Source organism: Streptosporangium sp. CA-115845 (assembly GCF_050943795.1).
In the GTDB taxonomy this organism is placed as follows: Bacteria; Actinomycetota; Actinomycetes; order Streptosporangiales; family Streptosporangiaceae; genus Streptosporangium.
Genome location: NZ_CP191987.1, coordinates 34,001 through 56,114, shown reverse-complemented (window position 1 = coordinate 56,114; position 22,114 = coordinate 34,001). Strand labels below are relative to the sequence as shown.

General features: G+C 66.6%; 15 protein-coding genes and 2 pseudogenes. 7 read left to right on the top strand and 10 right to left on the bottom strand.

Features of this window, described 5'->3' with window-relative positions:
- Positions 1-166: 166 nt before the first annotated feature.
- Together ACQP0P_RS00220 and ACQP0P_RS00215 are read right to left on the bottom strand one after the other, a co-directional pair.
- Positions 167-1,180, bottom strand: a complete 1,014-nt coding sequence (locus ACQP0P_RS00220) for a hypothetical protein (RefSeq protein ID WP_433358777.1) — start codon at positions 1,178-1,180, stop codon at positions 167-169.
- Positions 1,181-1,467: 287 nt separating this feature from the next.
- Positions 1,468-2,415, bottom strand: coding sequence for a hypothetical protein (locus ACQP0P_RS00215; protein WP_433358776.1), 948 nt, complete (start codon positions 2,413-2,415; stop codon positions 1,468-1,470).
- Positions 2,416-2,826: 411 nt separating this feature from the next.
- On the opposite strand from ACQP0P_RS00215, the gene ACQP0P_RS00210 reads away from it, so the two are divergent.
- Positions 2,827-5,424 carry a hypothetical protein gene (locus ACQP0P_RS00210; protein ID WP_433358775.1) on the top strand — a complete coding sequence of 866 codons (2,598 nt, stop codon included), beginning with the start codon at positions 2,827-2,829 and terminating at the stop codon, positions 5,422-5,424.
- A gap of 119 nt (positions 5,425-5,543) precedes the next feature.
- Here ACQP0P_RS00210 and ACQP0P_RS00205 read toward each other — a convergent pair whose 3' ends face one another.
- From ACQP0P_RS00205 to ACQP0P_RS00190, 4 genes are all read right to left on the bottom strand, one after another.
- Positions 5,544-6,077, bottom strand: a complete 534-nt coding sequence (locus ACQP0P_RS00205; RefSeq protein WP_433358774.1) for an AAA family ATPase — start codon at positions 6,075-6,077, stop codon at positions 5,544-5,546.
- 99 nt (positions 6,078-6,176) lie between these two features.
- A complete protein-coding gene (locus ACQP0P_RS00200; RefSeq protein WP_433358773.1) occupies positions 6,177-6,362 on the bottom strand; it encodes a hypothetical protein in 186 nt (61 codons plus the stop codon).
- A 381-nt stretch (positions 6,363-6,743) separates the two neighbouring features.
- Positions 6,744-8,240: a hypothetical protein gene (locus ACQP0P_RS00195; RefSeq protein WP_433358772.1), complete on the bottom strand. Its 1,497-nt coding sequence runs from the start codon at positions 8,238-8,240 to the stop codon at positions 6,744-6,746.
- Between the two features lie 257 nt (positions 8,241-8,497).
- A protein-coding gene (locus tag ACQP0P_RS00190) for an IS5 family transposase (protein ID WP_433358771.1) occupies positions 8,498-9,387 on the bottom strand; the annotation gives its coding sequence in 2 pieces (ribosomal slippage) (positions 8,498-8,982 and positions 8,982-9,387; 891 coding nt in all).
- Between the two features lie 95 nt (positions 9,388-9,482).
- Here ACQP0P_RS00190 and ACQP0P_RS00185 point away from each other — a divergent pair.
- The 4 genes and pseudogenes from ACQP0P_RS00185 to istB all read left to right on the top strand — a co-directional run bounded on the left by ACQP0P_RS00185 (position 9,483) and on the right by istB (position 13,377).
- The gene (locus ACQP0P_RS00185; RefSeq protein ID WP_433358770.1) at positions 9,483-9,665 is read left to right on the top strand and encodes a hypothetical protein; all 183 of its coding nucleotides are present in this window, start codon (positions 9,483-9,485) and stop codon (positions 9,663-9,665) included.
- 20 nt (positions 9,666-9,685) lie between these two features.
- Positions 9,686-10,504: an AAA family ATPase gene (locus ACQP0P_RS00180; RefSeq protein WP_433358769.1), complete on the top strand. Its 819-nt coding sequence runs from the start codon at positions 9,686-9,688 to the stop codon at positions 10,502-10,504.
- A gap of 670 nt (positions 10,505-11,174) precedes the next feature.
- A pseudogene (istA, locus tag ACQP0P_RS00175) lies at positions 11,175-12,604 on the top strand (IS21 family transposase).
- Complete coding sequence (gene istB, locus ACQP0P_RS00170; RefSeq protein ID WP_433358768.1) at positions 12,601-13,377, top strand: IS21-like element helper ATPase IstB; 777 nt, start codon at positions 12,601-12,603, stop codon at positions 13,375-13,377. Before istA ends, istB begins: the two are co-directional and overlap by 4 nt.
- 263 nt (positions 13,378-13,640) lie before the next feature.
- On the opposite strand, the gene ACQP0P_RS00165 is transcribed toward istB, so the two are convergent.
- Positions 13,641-15,659 carry a Shedu anti-phage system protein SduA domain-containing protein gene (locus tag ACQP0P_RS00165; protein WP_433358767.1) on the bottom strand — a complete coding sequence of 673 codons (2,019 nt, stop codon included), beginning with the start codon at positions 15,657-15,659 and terminating at the stop codon, positions 13,641-13,643.
- 332 nt (positions 15,660-15,991) lie between these two features.
- Positions 15,992-17,287 (bottom strand): hypothetical protein, encoded by a 1,296-nt coding sequence (locus tag ACQP0P_RS00160; RefSeq protein ID WP_433358766.1) that lies wholly within the window; start codon positions 17,285-17,287, stop codon positions 15,992-15,994.
- A gap of 732 nt (positions 17,288-18,019) precedes the next feature.
- Between ACQP0P_RS00160 and ACQP0P_RS00155 the strand changes: the two genes are divergently transcribed.
- Positions 18,020-19,000: a hypothetical protein gene (locus tag ACQP0P_RS00155; protein WP_433358765.1), complete on the top strand. Its 981-nt coding sequence runs from the start codon at positions 18,020-18,022 to the stop codon at positions 18,998-19,000.
- A 130-nt stretch (positions 19,001-19,130) separates the two neighbouring features.
- Positions 19,131-20,537, top strand: a complete 1,407-nt coding sequence (locus ACQP0P_RS00150; RefSeq protein WP_433358764.1) for an AlbA family DNA-binding domain-containing protein — start codon at positions 19,131-19,133, stop codon at positions 20,535-20,537.
- Positions 20,538-21,028: 491 nt separating this feature from the next.
- Here the strand turns inward: ACQP0P_RS00150 and ACQP0P_RS00145 are convergent.
- Positions 21,029-21,472 (bottom strand): annotated as a pseudogene (locus ACQP0P_RS00145) (IS30 family transposase); the annotation flags it as partial.
- Positions 21,473-21,586: 114 nt separating this feature from the next.
- Positions 21,587-22,093, bottom strand: coding sequence for a group II intron maturase-specific domain-containing protein (locus tag ACQP0P_RS00140; RefSeq protein WP_433358763.1), 507 nt, complete (start codon positions 22,091-22,093; stop codon positions 21,587-21,589).
- Positions 22,094-22,114 lie beyond the last annotated feature (21 nt).

Here is a 22,114-nt window from a genome sequence, read left to right as displayed (position 1 = left end):
CGTCGCCGAGCGGCCGGGCAGGCCAAAAGCGGATAGGCAAGCTCACCGCGGGCCGAGATCGCGCTGGTGGCCACGCTGGCAGCGACGACACCGAAGAAAAGCCCGCGAGCCCCCTGCACCCGCCTGTCGACGATAAAGGGCGAAGAGCTCGATGTGGGCGTCGTGATCAAGCAGGCGAGCTGGACCGAGGCGTGTCAATGGCGGCGATAAGGCGGCCGCGGATCTGGTTTTGTTCCTCCATCAACTGATGAGACTTGATGGAGGCCAACGCCGAGGTCCTGGAGAGCTTGCGCACGTCGAACATGGCGTTGATCCATTCCGGGTGAGTGCTTTCCCACAGCGCCTGGGCGACGCGTCCCCGAAGGGGTTTGGTGAGGGGGCGGCCAGCCGCGATCCGGCGGCGGACGTCGAGGTTCTGGCCATAGCCCATCCACTGGATGGCGGTGTACAACTCCTCGTCCGAGAGCGGAAACGCCGGGATGAGGCCGGCGTGCTGCAGGCGCTCGGCCAGGTCCCTGATCACGGTCGGAGACGGAAGGTCGGCGGCGATCAGCCGTTGTACCCTGCCGGGCCCCTCCTCGGTTTCACGGTAGGCGCCTTCGGCCCGCAGCGTGGAGCGCCATCCTTCGTTTCCGGGTTGAGGTCGCCTGCCGGTCAACTCTTCGAGGTGCTCGGCCGTCAGCGCCACGCTCGCCTTGCGCCCGCCAGCGGTGGAGCCGCTGCCCCAGGCCAGGACACGAGTGGTGACCATCGTTTGCCACAGGCGCGCGAGCAAGGCGGCGTCTTCCCGGGGGTCGTGATCGGCGCGGCCCACCCTCAGCTCTGGTTCCGGCCCGCCGGCGAGCAGGTCGGGGATGTGCGGCTTGCGGCGACGCACGCCCAGGTTCTCCCAGACCAGGTCGGACAGATTACAGCCGGTCGAAAAGCGGCCAGCGCGAACCCGATAGGCGAATGCCAGTGTGTCGATCGACCGCCGGATCACCGATTCGGGCACGGCGGTAACCATCGCGACAGCATGCATGTCACTCGTCAACAGCCCATGACCGATGATCAGGCGCCGGTTGCCGCGCAATACCGCGACCAGGCGGCTGGCTGGGTGACGCCCCTCGATCAGCTCATCACCGGTAATCTGGCAGCGGTTGCCGTCCCACTCGGCATAGACCAGGCCGGCCCGGCCCACGGCCCACCCATCAGGCGGCGCCGGTGGGACTCCCCGGCCGAACGGCCGACTGGCCCGATCGAAGTCCAGATCGCAAAAGACCAGTGAGAGCCTGCTTGTCCGTTCGCGTCGAAGCCGCGCTCCCTTACCCATCCGGCCAGCTCCTTTGCGCGTAATCGATACCACGCGCATCGTGACAGCAGAGTCCGACAGAACCAGCTCGGCGGGCCACCGTTCACAGCATGTGATGGCGGTCAGCGAACGGTTCGTGCCCGAGCCCTTCGCGTCCCGGCTGCCACGTCTTCGTGCTACTGAAGAAAAGGGCTGTTTTCCCGGCCGTTGACATGGGCGTCATCGTGCCCTTCTCGGCGGAGCGCCCATACCGCTAATGCTACCGTCCCGGTCTTTGTCCAGACGGTTGGCGCGTATCGGTCAAATAGGTCATCCAGCACCTGGGCGCGTTCGGCAGGAGGGCGGAGTGTCATACCGTTCAGCCGAAAACGCCGCTGGTCTCGTATCTCTGGTGTGATGCTCACACCGAGATCGGTGAGAAGGTCACGCAGATAGGAGCGGTCGCATTCAAGGGCTCCGACAGCGGCGAGAAGCTCGGAGAACACGGGCCACGCAGCGGTGAATTCCGTAAAACTGGACTTTGTGCGCCGAAAAAGCTTCGTGATGAAGTAGTCGGTGAGATCCCGGTCCGACATGGGGCCCTGCAGGCGGTGCCCAGAGGCAGGGGTGAAGGAAAGGGTGGCGTGCAGCCAGCGCCGGTCCCGGGCTCCGCAGCCAAACAGGTCGGCCACAGCGCTCAGCATGTCGACGTCTCCAAAGAGCAGCCTTTGGGTATGTTGCGCCAATCGCGCAACACGCTCAGGAGATTCGCGGCAGCTTTCTGGATGCCGTACCCACTCCACCAGGTAGCGGGTGGCTTGACGCAGGAGCACATCGTGGATGCATCGGGTGTACAAAGCACCCAGGCGGCTGGTTTCAGCGTCCCTTTCGGGATCGTTCGGGGGGTAGCCGCCCATGCGGAGTGCGCGCTGCCAGGAGGGGAGACTTTCCCACGGCGATTTTTCCGGTTCGGCCCAGAAGGGATGGGGGCGAAGGATCAGCAGTTGGTAGGCGCGGAAGGTCAGAAACTCTCCTGCGGTCAGATCAAGGCCTCCGTGGTTAAGGAGTTGCCCAGCGAATCGGGCTGCGGTGGCTTTTTCTTGCACGTCTGGGTGCCGAAGATGTTGCGCCATCATCGATGACATCCTTCCACCTTATTCGCTTTAACAACACTCAGACCGCCTGGTGGATATGCCGTCGAGAACACGTCTGCGACCACAGCTTAACATGTCACGGAAAGCCTGAATCATCACATTTTCTGGGGACGATAACGCTTTTGAGACTAAAGCTGCTGCGTTGCTTTCCTGTGCATACGGTCCACGAAGAGGCTGAGAACCACAGCCGCACCTTCCTTCTCCTAGGGCGTGGGTTGCATGGCATAGGCCACGGCGGCGCCGCAGGTGGGAGGCGGCCGCTACCGTTGGTGATGCCCGGCGCCGGCGGTGCGGCGCGGGTTCACCTGGTGGGAGGCGCCGACGATGCTCGTCAACCCGTGTGAGGCCTACGTCGGCGACGACGGATGGTGGGAGGCTGAGACTCCGGCTCTTGAAGAGGTGATGCCGCCGTTCACCGCCTCGCTGCTGGCCGCTGCCGGCCGGCTGCTGGCCGCCCACACCTGCCGCGACACCCGAGCCAGCACCCCTGGTGTGCCGGCGCAAGCAGGTGCGAGGCTTCCCTCCGCTCTTACTGACGCGGTCTGCGCCCTTGATACATCCGGCCGCCGCCAGCTCGCCCGAGCTTTTGAGGACCTGGCTGACGATCTGGCCCGGGGCTGCGCGCCGATACCGCGCTGCGTGGCCGAGTCGGTGGCGCTGGCGGCCATGACCGACGCGGCGCCGCGACTACTGGCCCTCACCGATGACGACCTGATCCGGCTCGGGGTGAGCGTGCCCGACGGGGAAGCCGACCTGGACCGCGAATTCGCGTGGTGGTGGGTGCTGGAGACCTTTCAGGTGCCCGACGTCGTCGGCAGGTGTTTCACCGCGGAGAACCTGGCCGCCGCTCTTTCCGGCATCGATGTCGGCGAGGAGTTCGCGGCCCGGCGGCTCACCGCGTTGCCGCCTGCGGCGTGGTTTGCCACCTTCACCGCGATGACGCCCCGAAACCCCGACCGCGGTTTTCCCGCTCACGTGGTCGCACCGCCACCGTTGCCGCTGATCGGGGAAGCGGGTTTCCTGGGCCCTGCCTCGGCCGGGCTGTCGGCATGTGTGCTGCTGAACCCCGTGCATGACCCCTACGACGGCTACAGCGTTGAGTATCGCCACATTCCTCGGCCCCCACAGCTGGCCGAATACCTCACCCCGCTCACCGCCCGGCTGCTGGCCGACGCCGGCTGGGAGCTGGCGTATGCGGTCTACTGGGACAGCGTCCACCTCAAAAACGCCCCTTACCTCTACCGCGAGGACGATCTCGACTCCGGTTTGCGTCATCTGCCGCGAATCTGCGATCACCAGGACCTGGCCTGGCGGATGAACATGGCCCGCTGCTTCCACGACCTGGCCACCGACCTCACCCGTGGCCGCGCACCGCTGCCCCGGACGAACGGCGAAGAGATCGCCCTGAAAATCATGATCAACATGGTGCCCGACATCCTCGATCGCCTCGATGACTACGGCGCCGATGACGACGAGCGATTCCTCCATCTGGGCCTAGCTCCTGGGCACATACCGTCAGCGCGGCATCTGCGCTACGACGCGATGCTGGAGTTCCTGTATCAGGACTGGGACGTCTTGTCGCTGTTTGAGGCCAATGAGCAATATGTGGCCGACCCCGGGCACCCGGCCGTGCGCCTGATGAACATGGGCAACCTGCACCCGATGAACTGGTTTCAGACCTTCTCCAACATGGTGGCCCGCGACCCTGATCGCGGCTACGACGACTGGGTCTACTCCTACTTGCGGCGCGACGCGCTCAGCGCCGTTGCCCCACCGGCTCCCTCCCCGCCCGACGTCGACCAGATGGCTCGCGCCGCACGAGGTGAAGCCGCCCTGCGAGCCCACCTTGCCCGGCACGCCACCGACCTCGACGACACCCGCCCCGAGCCGGTCTACGCCTTCGCGCTGGTGCGCCCCAGCGCCGTGTCCGCAGAGCTTCGCGATCGACTACGCGAAAGAGTCACCTCGCTGATCGAAGACACTCACAGCGGAGTGCTCCACACGCCTTTGTCGAGCCGGCACCCGACCGTGGGACGCATCGGCAGCGCCCACCTGGTCGCACTACCCACTACCGACATCGGTCCCGCGCGCTGTGACGCGGCCGCCTGCTGGGTGCTGCCGCTGCAGCCGCCCTTCACCAGCCCTGCCCTGTTCACCCGATCGTCCGCCCGGCGCGCCGCCTGGCCCAAGGCGACCTCCCGCGACGGCTTCGCCACCGCGCTCGAGCTCCACGATCTGCTGGTGGGCGCCGAACTCACCCCGGCGGTCGAGGCGCTCTTGATCCTCTCTGCGCGCACCCTGTGGGATGACGAGGACCGCAGCCCGTATATCGGTGCCAGCGCAGCCGTGGTCGGAGCCGACGGCCACGAGATCTACGGCGCCCTCCAGCCCAGCGGCGCGCTCATCGTTGAGCATCACGACGGGCCGCCCGGCACCCTGTCCACCGGGCAGCTGCGGGCGTACATGGACGGGCGCGCTGGCCCGGCCCGGCTGTACCCGTACTGCCAAGACCTCAGCACCGCGGTGGCCAGGCGTCTGCTGGGCCGCCCTGGGGATCCGGAGGCGCCCGAGGAGGGCGACGTCCAAACCCTGGTTCACATCGCGGCTCTAGCGTGGGTACACCGCATTCGTACCACCGTCGAGCAACACGGCCCAATCTCACGACAGCAGGCTGTTTTTCTCCAACCTCCGCTGCTGCGCACGCTGCAGTCGCTCCCCGATGCGGGCGATGACGTTACAGACGATGATCTGCCGCCAGCACAAGAACTGTGGAAACCGGTATGGGAGATGCTCGCCACCGGCGAAGAGCTCGCACCCGGCATGGGTCCTGCGGACGCCGCCTGGCGCGACCCCGGTGTACTCGCCCAGCGCGTTTTCACCGGATGGCAGGGCGACGCCGAAGGGATCTATCAGCGTTTCGGCGGCGGCTGCCGGTGGTTCACCTCCCCAGCTGATGCGACGATCATCGACCGTACCTTTTCCGCCTTGGGCATCTACTGACCGCCGAATCCCCCTTTTTCAGCGCGGCAATCTGCGACGGCCCTGCCGATCGATCCTCGCGAGTGCGCCGGCGAGTGGATCGCCATCGCCTGACCCGCCACTGACGCCAGCGTGGCGACTCATCGGTGGATCCGCATACGCATCAAGCCTGTCTCCTCCAGCACCTGCTGCACGCTCGTCTCCAGTGAGCTGTCCGGCTCGATGATCGTCTCGCCGCTGTCGGCCAGCAGATCCCACTCCCGGTACCACTGGCGCATCTCAGCCTCGCCGTACTCGTCGGCCTGCGGTTTCGTGGTGTGCCGCCGCATTGTCTCGGCGAAGGGCACGTGAAAGTAGAAACCGTAGGTGGAGCCCCGGTGGTCATCGCGCAGCGCCCGCAGCATCCGCCCGTAATGGCCGGAAAAGAAGATCCCCTCAAGGATGACGTGATATCCGCGGTCAAGACAGTGGCGGACAATGGTGTCGATCAGCCCGATGTTGACCCCGTCCGGCCGATCCTTCTCGCGCAGCAGCTCCCGGCGGATCACGTCCTGGCTGACCAGCGCTAACCCGTAGCCGTAGGCGGTCCGTACGGCGCGGGCCAGGCTGGTCTTACCGGATGCGGAGTTGCCGCGCAGCGTGATCAGCAAGGTCGAGTCCGAACCGGTGGGCACCGCCTCAGTCTACCGAAGGTCCTTTGCTCCACAGGTTGCCTTCCCCCACCACCTTCGTGTGCGAGCCCGACCCGCCACCGGCTCACCAGGCCATATGGGTTAGGACGGGTGGGCCTTGTGTAGCGATGCCACCGTTGCATGCTTCAGGGCGTGCAGGCACGCGGCCAGGCGCCCGGTCAACACCTCAGGCAGCAGCTCCGCCAGCCAGTCCAGCGGCGCGAACCTCCACCCGGCCAGCTCTTCGGCCGGCAACCGGATCGCGGCGCTCTCACCAGGGGTGAGCACCCGCCGTCTAAACGAAGAGCAACCCGTCCAGCCATCCGCGTCCTGGCACGACGACCAGTGATATGAACGCGATGACCGCCGGGACGTCCCACCCGGCAGCCCTTCGCCTATCCGGAACCGGCCAGGTGAGGTGGTGTTCTACGAGCCGGTTCTGTTGGAGGTGGCGATCGCTGTCGGCATCAGGCTTTCTCTGGCGATGAGAGGGGCTTGATGGCGAGGGGAGCTTCACGCACCAGGAGGCGGGTGTGGCGCCGCGGGCCGAGCCCGCGCCGGTGGGCGGCTGTGGTCGCCGGGGCGGTGCTGGTGTTCCTCCGAAGAGCGGGACGTGCGAGGGTGGCGCTGGCAGTGCGCCTTGTCGTGCTCGCCGCGGAGAAGACGTGGTCAGCTGGGTTCGAGATACGGGCGGCCGTCTCTGGCGGCTTCCAACTGCGCCCGGGTCAAGACCGTGCCTTTGGCCCATGATCGCTGCGTGAGTTCCAGCAGGCCCTTGGGAACGGCGATGGTGAGGCTGCCGGGGGCGGCAGCGTTGATATCCTCCAGCAGCCGGAGCACCAGCAGTGCCAGCGTGGACGGGCCTGCTCCCCGGTATCCCCAGGCTGGCCCGTAGGGGGAGGTCTGAGGGGCCGGGTAGAGGGTGCCGTCATCGGTGCGCACCCAGACCGGATCGTCCAAGATCACCTCGGCCAGAGGGCTGAGGGCCGCAAGCCGCTGGGGAATGGCCGCCAGGAGCTTCGTTTGCCCCCGGGTCTCCGTGCGGACAACCGGGGCGTCGGTCACCGGATCGAACAGCAATGCGGTCGCTTCCCGGTGCGAGTCCAGCAGTTCGAAGACGGCGCTTCGCGTGGCCGGGACCAGCCGCTGTGCCCACTGGCCGCCGAACGTAGTGGCGGGATCGATGGCCTCAACCATGCTGAAGGGAAAGTCCTCTCCCCCATCCCAGCGAAGCGTCTGGCGGACGCAGGCCGCGGCCAGGGCATCGGTCCGGGCCAAGATCTCCAGCCACCCGGCGCGCCGGATGTCGTGGGCCAGGTCCTCACGCTCGACCGCGGGAACCGCAAGCGGTGTGGCGGCCACCACCGTGGTCTCGGGCGTGGTCCACTCTCCGATGATCTCAAGGTGAGATTCGGCGTGCTGAGCGACGCGATGGTGCCAGATCTGCACCAGGTTCATCAACGTCTGCTGGGCCGGGCAGCCGTGATCGACGATGACGGCCAGGCGCAGCAGCGCCACCGGGTCCAGGTCGGGGACGACTGCGTCCACCACCGGCGGGGCACCCGGACGCCAAGCTGTCAACAACTCGCCGCTACGTAGCCCCGGCGGCCAAAACGGCATCGGCATGCCCAGTACCTGAGACAGCGGCGCCCAGGACATCGCATACGTCTGTTCGGAATCGGCGGGAAGAACGCCGTAGACGGATGGGCCGTCGGAGCCGTAATCGCCGCCCACCATGACGATCGCGGCCGCAGCCGAAAGACGCTTGGCCGCCTCCGCTAGACCGGATCGGGAAGTGTGGGCGTCGAAGACCTCCGGCCACAGCACCCACACCGTTCCGGCATCGGTGTCCCAGCCCAGTGCCGTCATACCACCCGGCACCGGCTCCGAGCCCAGGTAGTGGGCCGGGCGGGCGGCGGCTGGCCAGTACTTCAGCGGAATCCGGTCCCGCGGAATCCGGGCATGCAGGACCGGATCGGCGGTAGCGGCCCAGGCATACACCTGGTGTTGATGCCAGTACGGTCGGCGGCGGGCGTCGCGGCCGGCCGGTGGCGCGAAAACACCTTGTTTGACTGCGTGTCGTACCTGCCGCGACGACCAGTGCAGCAGTTGGGCGCAGGCGGCCATGTCCATCCGTTGAAGTTCGACGTCATTGGTACCGCCCATGACGCCACGGTAAAGCCGATCATCGGTAAATCCCATTCCGGTGGCCGGTACCGGCCACCCACACCGCCTCGAAGCAACAACCACTTCCCTTGTGGGAACACCGAGAACGTCAACGACCCAGCCTAGGGGGAAGGCTCATCATCTTGTGATGGCCTGCTTGCTCTGAACCTTCTTCCATCCGATCGGATGCGGTCCGGCACCCGGCCGATCACGTTACCGCCCGCATTATGGTCGTCGACTAGGGCCTGTCCTGTGAATCATGAGAGCCAGTCCAGGGTGGCGATGAGCAGAATCTGGGAGCGATAGATGAGGGCGCGTTTGGCATAGCGGGAGGCCAGTGCGCGGTAGCGCTTGAGCCGCGCAATCGCCCGCTCCACCACGTTGCGCCGCTTGTAGATCTTCGGGTCGAAGGCATACGGCCGGCCGCCCGCTGAGCCGCGTTTCTTTCGGTGGGCCAGCTGGTCCTTCTTCTCCGGGATGGTCGCGGCGATCCGTCGGCGGCGCAGGTAGCGGCGGGTGCTGCGGGCGCTGTAGGCCTTGTCGGCGATCACCCGAAATCGCCAGCCCCGGCGCTGCCCGGTATGGGCGGGCGCGATGACCTGGTCGATCAGCGGGATCAGCCGCGGGTTGTCACCCGCCTGGCCGGCGGTGAGGATGACGGCCAGTATTCGGCACCCGGCGTCCACCGCCACGTGCAGCTTGCTGGTCAGGCCGCCCCGGGAGCGGCCCAGCGCCTCCCCGTCGACGGCCGCCACCGTCGCTCCAGAGGCGCCGATGGCGGCAGATCCCCCTTTTTCCGGGCGCCGGCGGCATGCTGGTGCGCCCGGGTGACGGTGGAGTCGACCGACACCTCCCATAGTTCGGTGGCATCGTCTTCTTCGGCGAGCTGAACGTTTCCCTTGACGTGCTGGAAGATCGCCTCCCAGGTACCGTCGGCGGTCCATCGGCGCAGTCGCTCATGCAGGGTCTTCCACGGCCCGTACCGGTCGGGGACATCCCGCCATGGCGCCCCGGTCCGGGCCTGCCACAAGATCCCGTTGATCACTTGCCGATGGTCACGCCACTGACCGCCCTGCCCGCCGCCTTCCGGCAAGACCGACTTGATCATCTCCCACTGCTGATCGGTGAGCTCGCCCCGATGAACCATGCCTCCAGCATCACCGACCAGGCCAAATGCTCTGGCCGAAGATTCACAGGACAGGCCCTAAAACATCATGTCGCTGGCTCAAGGTTGTGTGCGGCGTGCCAGGCGTCCCAGATCTCGCTGCGGAGAGAGTCGCGCGGGGGCACGTCCATGTCGTGATCACGGGCCCCGACGAACTCGACGACCTGACCGGCAGAGTCGCGCCTCCGCAACTGCGCGCCCTGCTGGAGCGGATCCTGCTCGGCCTACCGCCCTCCGCCGCCCCGATAAGGCTCCCATGAGCCCGAACAGAAAGGACACAATGTTCGTCATCGTGAACGGACTACCGGGATCGGGGAAGAGCACGCTCGCGGTCCCGCTGGCGCGGGAACTGGGGCTGCCCCTGATCGCGAAGGACGTCATCAAGGACGTCTTCCTGGAGGAGTTCGGCGACCGAGCGGCCACCTGGTCGGGCGCGCTGGGCCGGGGAAGCATAGCGGCCATGTACGCGCTGGCCGCCACCTGCCGGGCGGCGGTGCTCGACTCCTTCTTCTCCCGCGCGCACGCCCCGGCGGACCTGGGCAAGCTGCCGGGCGGTCTCGTCGAGGTCTTCTGCCGGTGCCCTTCCGACCTGGCGAGACGGCGATACCTCGAACGCGCCGCGGCCCGTCACCCCGGTCACGCGGAGGCCGATCTCGACGGTGCCTTCGACGGGTGGATCTCCGCTGGACAGGACCAGCCCCTGGGCCTGTCCCCGGTGGTGGAGGTGGACACCTCGGGCCGGGTAGACATTAGCGGGGTGGCGCGCTGGGTCCTGTCCGCAGAGCCGTCAAGCCGGTCCTGTTGGCCATGGCCGATGACTCCCCGGCGGCAGGTGCCCCGGATCGCTCGCGCTCTGGTCGGGGACGGATCACGGTGCGCCGTCTTGGATCAGCGCGGTCAGCGTGCGCTCGCGTTCGAGGTCGGCATCGATGGGCGGATGACGACGGCACGCCACCCGCAGGTCACCGGCTTCACCGGGCTTGAGCCACCAGTTGGCCACGTGTCCGCTGTCGAGCAGGACCTCCCACCTCGGCGCGGGGGTGCGCAGCTGACGCTCCACCGAGGTGATGACGGTCTCGGCGACGTGCGGGGTGCGTAACTCCTCGAAGTGCTGGCTCAGCACGTCGACGACGCGCTTTGCGTAAGCGGCCCGGGCGGCGCGCTCACTGAGGTCCTTTCCCCGGGGATGGGCGGCGGTGAGAGCGGTGGCCTGCACAGGGTCGGTGAGCTCCATCAACCGCTGGGCCTGCTGGCGCAGGCGGCCGGGCCTTCTGCTGGAGTTCTTCACGCACAGAACTGTCACGGACCGCTGCAGGTCCCCTGCCTCTCGCGCGATCAAGCGCGGTCATAGCGTGGGGACCGTACGCCCCCTTAGTCGATGGAGGCTTTCTCATACGGAATACGTTCCTCAATGGGTGACAACAGGTCTCGCAGCCCTTGATTGTCCGCAGGGTTGACCCACAACGTTGTCCTCACGACCGTGCCGGCGATGTCGAATTCACCCAGGCGCCACCAAGTACTGGGACCTGCTGGGAGTCATAGGTACGCCGAGTTCGACCCTTCACAGGCGACTGAGCAGTCCGTCACGTGTCCCTGGCCGTGCGAAAGTCGCCTCTGGTGGCCGGTTCGAGGTCACCGCTGATGGCCGGTTAGTGGTCCCCATCTCTTCGTGAAGGTGCGCGTGGCGCGTGGCGGGGGTGGCCCTGGGCGGCGATCTTGATGGGTGTCGAAGCCTGTCGAAATCACCGCCCAGGGGGCCTGTCAGCGTCATGAAGTCATCGGGGGAGATCATGGACATCATCGCTGCTTACCGCGAGGTGGGCACGTATCGCGGTGCGGCCGTCATGTGCGGGACGACGCATAAGACGGTCAAGCGCATCATCGAGCGGCAGGAGGCGGGCGGCAACACGCCACCCCGCAAGCCGCGCGCCCGCAACTACGACGAGGTCGCCGCTCTGGTGACCGAGAAGGTCGCCTCGACCCACGGACGGATCTCGGCCAAGCGGCTGCTGCCGGTGGTGCAGGCGGCGGGCTATGCGGGGTCGGCCCGGAACCTGCGATGGCGGCGCGACAACCATCGGGGCCGTCGGCCGGCGGTGTGGACGCCGGGAGAGGTCATGGCTATCGACTGGGGCAGCATCGACGGGCTGCACGTGTTCTGCGCGGTCCTGGCCTGGTCGCGGGTGAGGTTCGTGCGGTTCGCCGACAACGAAAGATCCGAGACGACCCTGGCCATGCTCGCGGAGTGCTTCGAGACGCTCGGAGGCGTCCCGAAGGTCGTGCTGGCCGATCGGATGGGCTGCCTGAAGGGCGGCGTGGTCGCGAACAAGGTCGTCCCGACGGCCGATTACGTCCGCTTCGCGAGCCATTACTCCTTCCGGCCCGACTGGTGCGAGGCCGCGGACCCCGAATCGAAGGGGATCGTGGAGAACCTGGTCGGCTATGCCAAGCGGGACCTGGTCGTGCCGAATTTGCCGTTCACCGACTCCAGGGCTGCGAACCTCGCGGCCAAGCAGTGGTGCGCCGAGGTGAACGGCGTCACCCACTCGCAGATCATGGCGGTCCCCGCGGTGCGGCTGGAGACCGAGCGTCCGGTGCCGCGTCGCTACGGCCGCAGATCGGCGCACCCGGTGTGACGCGCAAGGTCGACCGGCTCTCCTGTATCCGATTCGGGTCGGCCCGCTACTCGGTGCCCAACGCTTTGGTCGGCGCCCGCGTCGCGGTGGTGGAGTCGAATGGTCGGCTGCTGGTCTGCGACACCACGACCGGCGAGGTGATCGCCGAGCACACGCCGGTCTCGCCGGGCGAGGCCGCCGTGCTGGACGAGCACTACGGCGGGCCCAGGCCCGCACCCCGCCGGGCGGCCAGGGCGAAGACCGCGACGGAGAAGGCGTTCCTGGCGCTCGGTCAGGTCGCCGAGCGGTGGCTGAGCGGGTCGGCGGCCTCAGGCAACACCCGTCTGGCCGGTGACCTGGTCGAACTCGAAGCGCTCAAGGCCGCCCACGGGCAGGAAGCGCTGGTCGCGGCGTTGGAGCGGGCGGTGGCCTTCCGGCGGTGGCGGGCCGGGGACGTCCGGTCGATCCTCGGCGCCGGGAGCGGCGTCGCCCAGGTGCGCCCGGCCGGTAACGCGCTCGTGGTCGACCTGCCGGCCGCCACCACCCGGGACCTGTCGGCCTACAAGATCGGAGGGGTGTCATGACCGCGACCACCAGCCCGCCGCTGCCGCCCGATCTGGACGCCGCCCTGCGCCGCCTCAAGCTCGCCACCATGCGTCGCCTCGCCCCCGACCTGCTGATCACGGCCAGGACCCAGCGGTGGAACCCCGAGGAGTTCCTGCGGACCCTGCTGGATGCCGAGTTGACCAGCCGGGACGCCTCCAACACCGCCGCCCGCATGAAAGCAGCGTGCTTCCCGGTCATCAAGACCATCGAGGAGTTCGACGTCGCAGCGTCGTCCATCCCGAAGGCGACGTTCGAATACCTGGCCTCGCTGGAGTGGATCCGCGCCACGGAGAACTACTGCGCGGTCGGGCCCGCCGGGACCGGGAAGTCACACAGCCTCGTCGCGTTCGGGGTCGCCGCCGTCCAGCAAGGGTTCAAAGTCCGTTACTTCACCGCCGCCGACCTGGTGGAGACCCTCTACCGCGGGCTCGCCGACAACAGCGTCGGCAAAGTCATCGAGACGCTCCTGCGCAACGACTTGATCGTCGATGAAGTGGGGTTCGCGCCGCTGGACGACACCGGCGCCCAGTTGCTGTTTCGGTTCGTCGCCGCCGCTTACGAACGCCGCTCTTTGGCGATCGCCTCACACTGGCCCTTCGACCAATGGGGCCGGTTCCTGCCCGAACATACCACCGCAGTCAGCCTCCTGGACCGGCTCCTGCACCACAGCAACACCGTCCTTACCGAAGGCGACTCCTTCCGCATGAGAGAAGCCCGCAAACGGACACCACGTCGAGGCGTCAAACCTTGAAACCGGGGCCTGACCTGGAGACTTTTTACTGGCCACCAGCGGCGACACGCAACCGGCCGTTGACATCACGTGGGCCGTCTATAGTCTGCTGCCGTCCCTGCGTCGCGAATGTCCCGACGAGCCCACCCTGGTCCGATGCTGTCGGTGTACACAGGACAGCGGCCCTGGCAAGATTTCCGTGAAGCCGGGATGTGCCCCGTGCGCCGGCAACACTCCATCACGGGTAGCGGAAGTGTCAGCGAGCGCCCTGGCAGCGGTCCGCCTCAGTGATCCTCGACGATGAAGCAGGCCCGCTCGTAGAGTTCGTCGAATGTGATTATCTCGACGTCCTGGATGGATCTCCGGTACAGCTCGAAGGAGCTCATCTTTTCCGGATTCACGGCACCGTTGTGGGTGAACTCGCGCAGGCTCCCGATCACCACGACCTGTCGCGGGCGAGTGGTGGACAGTTCGATGTCTGTTGGGGTGCCGTCGTCCTCGTAGATCCGGGTGAGTAGCTGGCTGGAGATGAGCTGCTGGGCCTTGCTGGCCGTCTTTTGCACCTGTGCCACGCCGCCGCCGAGTTCCTTGGATGCCTGGTAGACGCCCACGCGGTACGGGGCCTTGGAGAGCAGTTCGGTGTCGTGGGTCTTGATCTCGCAGAAGAGCATGCTGCTGATCAGACCCTTGGACCGCATGATGGCGTCGATGCGTTTCCCGGCTCCGCCGAAAATGTTGGCGCCGGTGGTGATGCGTTCCAGTTTGCCGTCGTCGATGGACTCGCAGGCGATGAGGTTGAGGCCGTAGCCGAAGATCCACTGATTCGCCTCGAAGAAGGCCTGCCAGACCGCCTCCGCCCCGCGTGTCGTTGCCAGGCTCTCCTCCTGCCGGAAGTACTCCGGATCGGTCAGCAGGCGCTCGAACCTCTTGAGCTGTTCCTTGCGGTTGCTGATCAGCCGGATGTCCTCTTCTGTGAGCCCGCCGCCGATAGCTGTCCTGACTGCACCGAGAACCATCGTCCGGTCCTGGCCAGTCAGTAGCTGGGCCAGTTGGGCCTCGTCGCCAGCCACGAGCTGGAGGGAGTCGCCGGGCGTGCTCAGGCCGGTGCAGCCCTGGAGGAAGTTGATGACTTTCCAGAAGTTCTCGTGGACGTCCCCGGTATCAACGAGCGCCTTGACGGCCCGGGTGGTCCCGGTCTCAGGCACTGTCAGTGCGGTGGAGGGTTCCCCAGTCTTCTTCTTGTCCTTCTTCCAGAGCTTGATCCTCGGCGTGAAGGTGTCGCCCTTCTTGATGATGGTGACGCTGCACAGGGTCGCTACCTGCGGCCGGTCGTCCAGGATGAAGTCTGTGATCATCCGGCTGGCGCGGGTGTCATAAAAGTAGTGGAACCCGCTGCTGTCCTGCGAACCGCGGATCTCTAGGTCGGTGAAGTCCCTGCGGGTGACATCGAACTCGGTGGTGGAGAAGGGGAGTCGGAAGCCTCGCACGGTGGGGGTCGCGGGCGCTGCGGCTTGGGTCCGCCAGTCCGGCGGGATGTGGGGCAGCGGGCGGGTGTCGCCTTCGACCACCAGGTCCTGGACGTCGATGCGTCCGAGCTGGATGAGCACGGACTGCAGCGTCTGCCAGATCGCCTCCTTCACCTCCGGCGTGCAGGTGGGCAGAAGCTCGCGCTCCACCGTCAGGACCGCCTCGTAGGTGGCGTCGGTCCAACCGTCGCCAGGTGTGGGATGGAAGAAGCCGCCGTCACGGCGGAGGGTCAGGACCGCAGTGCGGAGCAGGTCGCGTGCGGTCTCCTCGCCAGCGCAGTCCAGGAGGCTGAAGGTCTGGCCCAGGACCAGGTCGAGCTTGCCCGTGTCCTCATCCTCCAGCGGCAGCGGGACCAACGGGCCACTAGGCGGAACTCGTACCGGCTCATACAGAGGGCGGCCCGAGAGGAACTCGTACGGACGCAGACCCCATCCGTCGAGCGCCAGAAGCAGGTTCAGTTTCTCGACGTGCTTTATAGCCTCGTCGACGTCGGCCGCCACTTCAGGATGGACCATTCGTGCCAGAAAGGTGAGCAGTACCTCATCCGGTCCGTGGGAGAGCTCCAAGCGGGAGTCCTCGAAGATCCAGTCGTCGGGCAGGTCTTGGTTGTTAAACCGGTGCTGCTGGATATCGGCGCGGACAGTCGAAAGGTGGCTGTTGCCGACTGGAGGTCGATCCAGGTCGTAGAGGCCCTCCAGGAACGTGACCTCGTCCATTTTGCCCCACCAGGGGCGCGATATCCCGCACAGGTAGGTGAAGATGTCGCGTCGCGTCACCGCCGTGATGGTAGGCGGCTCGTTCGCTCTGACGGGAGCGGTGGAAGTCATGCGTCCAGGATGGACGGTTAGGCAGTAGGGCGCCGGACAATTGAGACTTTCACCTCGTCGAACACGTTGCTACCCGCACTCGCTCCACCCTCACCACATCCAGGTGCGGAGACATAACCCACACGAAATCATCACGCACCCGCAGAGGGCCCCGCGACCCGTGACGGAGCGTAATCGGAGCGCGGTGGCACACCACCGCTTCACGAAAATCTTGCCAGGGCCGCTTCGGCATGTACACCGGCGTAGACACAGCGATGGTGCTCATGTGGTCAGCGTGCCCGTCATAGGATTCCGAGTTCGTCGAGGAGATCCTCCGGATCGTCATCGCCATCCTCGTCGAGAGTTTCAAGTCCTGGGTCGAAGAGGTCAAGATCCTCGACGTCTTCATCCCGGAGGACTTGTCCCCAGTAGTTCGCGTAGATGCCGCCAGCCTTGTTGACCCAGTCCACGGCGGTGTTGATGTGGAGGTCGAGGAGCCGGGCCAGAGTCCTTGGTTGGACGGTCGTGCCCAGCTGGAACAGCACGGTGTTGCGCATCGGTCGGGCGTGGATGCCGTACTTGGCCAGCCGGACGCCAAGTCGGTCGGAGGACAGATGGGTTCCGGCTCCATCTCCGAGGAAGAGCCACCTGGCGTTTTCGATGAATGGCGCATTCCGGCGAGGACCCTGCGCGAGCAGCTCGGCGATGTGCCGACCCATCGGCTCGGGGAGCTCTAGCCAATCCTTACCCAGCTTGATCCGTGGGGGCGTAGATGCTGGGTCGACGCTCTCTCGTTCGATGCTGGCGATCCGAGACAGGTGCTGACCGTAGAGGACGACGAGAAGACCGGCAACGCGAACGTCTGCGGGAAACCCTTCTTCATGAAGCAGTCTGTGAGCCAAGTCGATGCGCAGCTGGTAGTCCTCGACGGCGGGTGGGGATTGGGGCATCCGCAACGGGATGGCGGATATCGGAAGGTCCAGCAGACGTTGGCGGATTGCCCAGAGCAAGAACTCCCGGGCCCAGTGGCGGGTGCTCGGGCCTGCCAGCCACTCGTCGACGCCTGATCGGTCGAGCCCGGCCAGTCCGCCTCGCAGTTGAGCCCAAGCCAGCAGGTCGATCGCAGCACGTAGCTGGTTCTGGGCTCGCCTCACGGTGCCACGAGTCGCCTTGCCGGCTTCGCATGGACCTTCGACGGATGGTAGGAGCCGGTGACGATGGAACTGCTGGAGAGTCCAGCGGTCGGCGGCCTGCTCGACCTTGGCCAGCACCTGTCGCGCCCAGGCTTCGTAACGGCCGGCGAGAGCATGTCGGGGTTCGAGAACTTCGGTCGAGACGAGGATCATCCTGGCGTTCTCGACGGCTTGGCGCCGATCTGCTTTGCCATCGGCACGCTCCAGGCTTTCGATCGCGTCGAGATCTTCGTGAGCGGGTTTGTGCTCACGCCGAAGAAGTCCGATAAGAATCTGTGCCGTGGGGCTCTGCTCGAGCCAGTTCAGGCTGGATCTGAGGTTGGGGCTGGCGGCCAACCGCTCGGCGACCGCGCGGCCTGCGTCTCCACAATCGTTGAAGACCTTTCTAATGTGCTCGGTCAGCACACATCTTTCGCAACGACCGCCCGAGTGGAGCCGGTCCTCGAGCCCGCATCCAGTGCAGGTGCCACCGACGTCGACGCCGAGGCATTCGCTGCAGACTCCGGGGATGAAGAAGACGCGCCTGGTCTTCCCACAGCGGCTGCACTCCTCCCGTCGACGTATGGCCCGATCTCGGCAGCTGGAGCATCTCGGGCCGTCTGGGAGGAAGCTGATGCCGTGGTCTCTGCCGCAGGTGACGCATACCGCCAATCGCACGTTGTCGACGTCTGCGGCCTCCACAGGGTCTTCGCCGACCGTGGCGAACGTCGCTGTGGCCTGCGCGATGCAGCCGAAGCACCAGCCGGAACGGCCACGGGTCCTCAGCCGAGGGATCAGCCGTTCTTGTCCGCAATTGGCGCAGGTCTCCAGGGGGCGTCGGGCGCAGGACTTGCAGAGCGGTCCGTCATCGGTCCGGGCGGAGACAGGACGGTGCCGTAGGCAACCACGACACTGCTCCACAGGGGTCTGATAGCAGCAGAGCCCGATCGGCCCATCCGGTGTTCGCGCGACGACATGTCCGATCTGCCCGCAGCGGACGCATGGTTCGACGACATCGGGATGGCGTCGGCGGCATGGGGCGCACCAGGACCAGCCGTCTTCGTCGCGCCGCTGTGCACCCCGTGAAACTCTCAGCCACACCAAAGTCCGACCGCGCGGGAACTGGCCGATGCCTCGGCCGGCGGCGAGCATGGGGGCGTGGACCAACGCGTCATGCTGCTCGCTCCCGACCATGTCTCCGATGAACTCGGCGGGAGCTACCAAGATGCCTGCAAGGTGCTGGACCTGGAGCCGATCCCCGGCGGCTACGCCGTCTATCTCATGGACACCATGAATCACCGCACCACTGTCATCTACGCCGACACCGGGCCGGTTCGCCAGGCGAAACAGAACTTCGAGGGCGGCGGGGACGGCGATCTGAGTGCCACCTTGAACCTTGGTGACATCCTCGACATCCGCATCGGCTGGCCCGAGGAACTCGGCGGCGGACCACGCTGCCAGTTCTGCCGCCACACCGACCCGGCCTGGCTGTACGAAGGCGCCGAGGTGGAGGTCCTCCTGGGGGAACCGCTTTTCGGCGTCGGCCCGCCGCAGGTCATCGGCACGGACGTGGTGGGATGCATGGATTGGTATGCCTGCTCCGACTGCTACGAGTTGATTCAGGCGGCCGACCAGGGGTCCTGGCACCGGCTCCTGGATCGATACGGCTCCCACGACGTGCCCATGCCGGTGCAGGCCGCCTGGCGTGAGTTCTGGCTCAACCACCGACGACCCACACCAGCACCGCCACCGGCATGGACACCGGCGCGACGACGCGCCCTGGCCAACCACATCCGCCTGCACTGGGACGACTGGGTCGCGCGATACCCCTTGGACGACGTCGTCTTCATCAGCGAGCCGGGAACACCCGAACTCGCCGGGGTCAACCGGGCCCTGGCCGCTGCCCGTGCCTACCTCGACCGGCCGCCGCAACCAGGCAGGATCCGCAGCTACCCCGCGGGCCTGGCCAGTATCGTCCGCGCCGACGGGGACGACTGGAGTCTGATCGGCCGGACTGACGCCCACGCGATCATCCTTCTCGACGACGTTCCTGATGTCCTTCACCCGCTCAAAGGCCCGCGAACCACATCGCTGCTGCACGGACTGAAGGAACTCCTGCCTCACCTCACCACCGAGTAAAAAATCTTGAAGAATTCCGGAGCGGTAGTTACTACACCGTTCCAACGCACCGGACGCGGTCCCTTAACGTGATCACCAGGGCAGACCCCGTCGCCCCATTTCGTCCTGTGTGAGGAGACCGATCCCCCTGATGACTTTCCGTTTCCGACGGCTGGAGGCACTGCTCGGTGTTCCCCTTGCCGAGGCCACCTACCGGCACTTCGCCGACCTGATCAACGTCTTCGACGGGCGAGAGGCCGACGACCTGGACTTCAAGGCCACCTACGCCGGCCCGACCAAGTCCGACAGCGTCGCCGCCGACGTCGCCACCTTCGCCAACAGCAGAGGCGGCGTCATCGTGATCGGCATCAACGACAAGCAGGGCGTCCCGGTCGCCCAGCCCGGCGTCAGCCTGGCCGACAGCTTCATCCGCGAGCTTCACACCGCGATCATGGAGCGTGTCCGCCCCGTCCCCGTCTACGACATCAAGTCGCTGCCCGAAGACCCCGGCAGTCTCGACAACCCCAAGCAGGGCCTGCTGCTGATCATCGTGCCGCCCAGCGTGAACGCGCCGCACGCCGTCATGGACCCGACCCTGAAGGGAATGCTGAAGTTCCCCTACCGGCACGAGTCGCAGAAGTTCTGGATGAGCGAGCTGCAGGTCGCCGCGGCCTACCGGCGCCGCTACACCGTGGCGCTCGACAGCGCTCAACGCGCCGCTCAGATCGAGACCGAGGTGCTGGCGCAGCTGGCCCGCTCCCTCGGCTACTCTCCCCTCCCGCAGCCGGTGCTGACGGTGTCCCTGGCCCCGGAGATGCCCGGAGATCTGACCATCACCGCAGCCGAACTCGACCGAGTCCGCCAGGACCTGGTCCACGACGAACTGCTCCTGGGCCGCTCCCCGGGTTCTGCATTCTTCACCGCCGCTCAGGTCGGCAGCTGCCGGTTCATCGCCTCGGGCCCGTTGCACGGGCGGACGGCCTGGACCCATCTGCACACCGACGGCGCCGCCAGCGTGGTGTTCCCCCTGGAGATCAGGGGTGTACAGGGCAGCACCACCGCGGTGTCGGACACCCAGATCGTGCTGCTTACCTTGGCCGCGCTGCGGTTTTTCGGCCGTCACGCGGCTGAGCGCGCCGGCGCGACCGGTACCGCCCGCCTGACCGTCCGCGCCGTGGCCGACGTGCGCCTGTTCCCGGCGGCCGACCAGCCGCTGGCCGAGGCCATCGACCGGCTGCTGAAGCAGAGGTCGCAGTCCTGCCAGCCCTACGACCCGGAAGCCGACCTCATGATCGTGAACGCCGGCGGCGCCTGGTCCGGGAAGGAACCGGCCCGCAACGCCTACGGCGAGAGCACGGTCTTCCTCGACGACCTCCTCAACGACGCGCCGCCGCTCGCGGCCGCGACCGGTGCGCTGGCCGGCGCCCTCCTGCAGGCATACGGGGTACCCGAGCCGCGGCAGATCCGCCCCGGAGGAATCCTGGTGCCCCAGGAGTGGGAGGAGTATCGGCTGGCGGCGGCCGACTGGGCAGGCAAGGCGGACATTGCCATGGCGTAACGTCCTCTACCCGTACCAGTTGGAGCTCAGGCCGAAGCGCGGTCTGCACACCGGGGCCGCGCTTGGTCACCACGTCGGTAAACTCCTTGATCGCGTTTGTCTGGTTATGACGGCTTGGAACGGCCCCACTCGGACGGCTTGACCTGGACCCACCCGGTCCCGCTGATGATCTCGAAAACTCGATGTCGGCCTGAAGCGGCCCCACCCGAGATGTGGCGTCCGAAGGGATGTGAAGACCCTGCCCTGGGGTCCGGAGCGAGGGCGTCGTCCGCCCTGCACCACGCCTGGCCCCCGCGCCCGCTGGGCGGACGATGCACTCGCCTCGCAGGGGTTCGGGGGCGGCAGCCCCCGAGTCCACAGACCGAACTGCCGTCGGCGGCTCGACCTGGCCCAGAGTGGGGCCAAATCAAGCCGTCACACCGATCCGTCGAAGATCATTAAGTGGGTCCAGGTCAAGCCGGGCGGATTCCAGCGATCTTCGCAACACGGGGTCAATCGACTGTTGCGACGAGCTTAGCGAAGAGCTCGGTGGGGGTCTGCCAGCCGAGGATCTTGCGGGGGCGGTTGTTGAGTTCGGCGGTGACGGCATCGAGCTGGTCGGCGGTGTAGGAGGACAGGTCGGTGCCCTTCGGGAAGTACTGGCGGAGCAAGCCGTTCGTGTTCTCGTTCGAGCCGCGCTGCCAGGGGCTGGCGGGCTCACAGAAGTAGACGGGGATGCCGGTGGCGGCGGTGAACTCGTCGTGGCGGCTCATCTCGCTGCCCTGATCCCAGGTCAGCGATCGGGCGAGCTCGCGGGGCAGGCCGGCGAAGACGTCGATGAGGGCGTCGCGGACGTGCTCGGCGGTCCTGCCTTCGGGCAGGTGCAAGAGCATGACGTAGCGGGTGGTGCGGTCGACGAGGGTGCCGATCGCCGAGCGATTGCTCTGACCGACGATGTAGGGGTCGGACCGGGGCGCGGTTCCGGGATCTCTCCCAGACCGTTTCCCCGGCCCGCCCTCCGCACCGGACAAGCACGTCTCCGCGCATCCGGCGCTCCACGGGTTCCCGTGTCAGCTGGCGGCTGTTGCCTCCAGGATGCTCGTCCATGGTGTCGGGATGTTGTTCGCGCGCCACCGGTAACGAGTGACCTCGACCTGCATGGTGTCGAACATGACGATCCCGTTCTCTGCCGGTCGGTTGCCTGGCCTGCCGGTCAGGAAGCGCCGGTAGAGCTCCTTCCAGGTGATCCCGAGGTGTCGTTTGCGCAGCCATGCCGCAACCCGCCGCCATGCGTAGGCGTCGAGGTAGTGGAAGGTCGCTTTGGAGACCCCGTGCCGGAAGTAGGTGCACCATCCCCGCAGCACCGGGTTGAGCTGGCGCAGCAGGGCTTCGAGCGTCAGGTGCCGTGATCTGTTGGTAAGCGCCCGCACCTTCGCCATGATCGAAAGCAGTGCCTTCTTCGACGGGTAGGTGTAGACGGTCTTCTTACTGGTTCCCTTCTTGGTGCGTCGCTGGATATGGAAGCGTCGGGTAGGACCGCCGCATTGCTGCGACGGTCCCCCCTCAGAACCGGGCATGCCCGCTTTCCAGGCACCACG